The organism is Streptomyces sp. NPDC005202 (genome assembly GCF_040608235.1).
In the GTDB taxonomy this organism is placed as follows: Bacteria; Actinomycetota; Actinomycetes; order Streptomycetales; family Streptomycetaceae; genus Streptomyces.
Window position 1 is genome coordinate 1 of sequence record NZ_JBEXHW010000084.1, and the last position, 2,404, is coordinate 2,404.

The window sequence follows — 2,404 nt, forward strand, 5'->3', positions numbered from 1 at the left end:
GCCCGAGAGCTACCTCGCCGGACTCCATCTCCGCGCAGCGACCATCTGGATCGGCAGCCTCCTGCAAGCCCGTTGATCACAACTGAAGACAGGCCCTAATCCGCAGCTTCATCGCCGGAATGATCGTGCCGAAGTCTTCGGGCCGGAAGAAGGGGCCGGGCAGCCGGCGCCGCGGCGGCCGCGGCACCAAGTCGCTGGATGCCGCGCTGCTGCTGGGCCAGGCGATGGCGCCGCTCGCGGCGCGCCCCGGCTGGTCGCCCCAGACGCTGGCTGCCAACTCGGACCTGCCCTACGCCCAGATGCTGGACGGCGATCCGCGGATGGCCGGCGCCGCGGCCCGGCCGGTCATCCGCCCGAAAACGGTGGTCGTCGACAACGCCAAGATCTTCAAAGCCCGGCACTTCCGGGACGTGTGCAGCATGCTGGGCATCGAGGTGGAGTCCGCCAGGGAGCGCACCCCCACCGACAAGGCGGTCATCGAACGCACCAACGCCTCGGTCAAGAGCATGTTCTCCCAGTTCGCCGCCGGCTACACCGGCAACAGCCTGGCCACGCGCGGCAAGGACGTCGAAAGGGAACGGCTGTGGACGCTGAACGAGCTGCAGGATCTGTGGCACGAGTGGGTGGTCGACGCTTTTACCGACCGCAGGAGCTCGTGCACCGGCTCTGAACTGCGGCGATTCATAGACTACATGTTCGTGACGACGGGGTGGGGTGGTTGCCGTAACCCGTTGCGGGGGCTCGTGGGATGGCCCGTCCACCGGGACGGTGGACGGGCCATGTCCGGGGCAGGCATCCCCGAGTGGGCTCTCGTGTTACTTGCGCCAGAACAGGTGGTGCGTCACGCCGCTCGGGCTGGGCACGACCTCCAGGTGAAACCGGTCGAGCAGCTCATCGGGTGACTCCCAGAGTCGTAGTCCGGACCCGAGCTTCACCGGCGAGACCGCCACGTGCATGGTGTCGACGAGGTCGGCGTCGAGGAACTGCCGGATTGTGGTGACTCCGCCGCCGAGTCGGACGTCCTTGCCCTGCGCCGCCTCCCGTGCCTGCTCGAGGATCGTGGCGGGGTCGCCGTCGACGAAGTGGAAGGTGGTGTCGGAGAGCGTGAACGAAGGACGCTTGTGGTGGGTCATGACGAACACCGGGGTGCGGAACGGGGGTTCGTCACCCCACCAACCGCGCCACTCATGGTTGTGCCAGGGCCCGCGCTGGGGCCCGAACTTGTTGCGGCCCATGATCTCGGCACCGATGTTGCGCGCGTAGTCCCGCGTGAAGTAGTCGTCGAGGCCCAGGCTCCCACCAGGGTCGGTGCGCATGGGCCAGCTCGCGGTGGCGCCGGCCCAGGCGAACAGCCTCTCGGGATTGACATGGCCGAACGGACTCTCGAGGCTCTGGTCCTCACCGGCGCCGATGCCGTCACTCGAGACGTTGAAGTTCTGGACTCTCAGTAGCTGAGCCACGTGTTCCTCCTGTGTTGATCGATAACTGTGGTGAGACTCTCCGAACCGGAAAAACTCATCGCTGTGTCCGTGACCGGTCAGAAACTGGGCTACTCAGTGTCCTGATCTGTGAGGTCGGACAGGCGGGCTTCGAGATCGGCGACGCGGCGGTCTTGGAAGCGCAGGTTGGAACGGGCGGCCTTGAGCCGCTCGTCCAGGGTGCGGTTGTCGGCGGTCAGTTGGCGGACCCTTTGTTTGAGGGTGGTGTTCTCGGTGGTGATCCGCTGGATGGCTTCCTCGGTCCACTCGGCCTGCAAGTCGCGGATCTGACCGAGGAGTTCGCCGATGCGGGTGCGTTGGGCGAGGATCTCTGCGTGCGCGGCCTTGAGGGCGTCCTCGGCGTTCAGCGCGCGTTCGCGCCAGGTCGCCTCGGGCTCGTTGTCCTGGTTGGCGAGTATGCGGGTGCGGTGTTCGCCGGCCTCGGCGATCGCGGTGGCGACGGCGGATCTTGCTGCGGGGTTGTCGTAGAGGAAGGTGCGGGAGACGTCCGCTCGGCGAGCGACGGCGGCGACGCTGACAAGGGCTTTCTCGCGACGGATGCGGGTGATGGCGTCATGGACGCGTTGGAGGGCGGCCTCGGTTTTGTGCCGTCGGGCGGCGAGAGCCGCGGCGGTGCGGGGTTCGGGGACGGTTGCGGAGTTCATGCGATGTCCTGTTCGGGATCGTCACCGTCGGTTGTGCACGTATCGCTGTACTCGTCTGGCTCAGCGCCGCCTGCGTGGGCGAGGTCGGATGCGCGGAAGGCAGTGGACCACACTCGGTGGAAGTAGTCCTGGGGTTTGCGCAGGTCCAGGGCGAGGGCGTCGTCGAGGAGTGGAGTTGCTCCGGTCCGGTAGACACGGACGGGCTTGCGTTCTACGCGGCAGCGTAGGCGAGGTTAGCTGATGCTTGTGGTGCGTGTCGGC

General features: G+C 67.0%; 3 protein-coding genes. 1 reads left to right on the forward strand and 2 read right to left on the reverse strand.

Going from position 1 to position 2,404, the window contains the following annotated elements; genetic code table 11:
* Nucleotides 1-119: 119 nt before the first annotated feature.
* The gene (locus tag ABZV31_RS38155) at nucleotides 120-902 is read left to right on the forward strand and encodes a hypothetical protein (RefSeq protein WP_355901466.1); all 783 of its coding nucleotides are present in this window, start codon (nucleotides 120-122) and stop codon (nucleotides 900-902) included.
* On the opposite strand, the gene ABZV31_RS38160 is transcribed toward ABZV31_RS38155, so the two are convergent.
* Entirely contained in the window at nucleotides 816-1,460 is a 645-nt protein-coding gene (locus ABZV31_RS38160) for a dihydrofolate reductase family protein (RefSeq protein WP_355901468.1), read from the reverse strand. The genes ABZV31_RS38155 and ABZV31_RS38160 overlap by 87 nt on opposite strands.
* Before the next feature lie 89 nt (nucleotides 1,461-1,549).
* On the reverse strand, nucleotides 1,550-2,143 hold the full coding sequence (locus tag ABZV31_RS38165; protein WP_355901470.1) for a DUF6262 family protein: 594 nt from the start codon (nucleotides 2,141-2,143) through the stop codon (nucleotides 1,550-1,552).
* Nucleotides 2,144-2,404 lie beyond the last annotated feature (261 nt).

What these genes read in the sequence shown, in the direction of transcription:
- ABZV31_RS38155 (WP_355901466.1), top strand. Translation starts at nt 120, where the DNA reads ATGATCGTGCCGAAGTCTTCGGGCCGGAAGAAGGGGCCGGGCAGCCGG.
- ABZV31_RS38165 (WP_355901470.1), bottom strand. Translation starts at nt 2,143, where the DNA reads ATGAACTCCGCAACCGTCCCCGAACCCCGCACCGCCGCGGCTCTCGCC.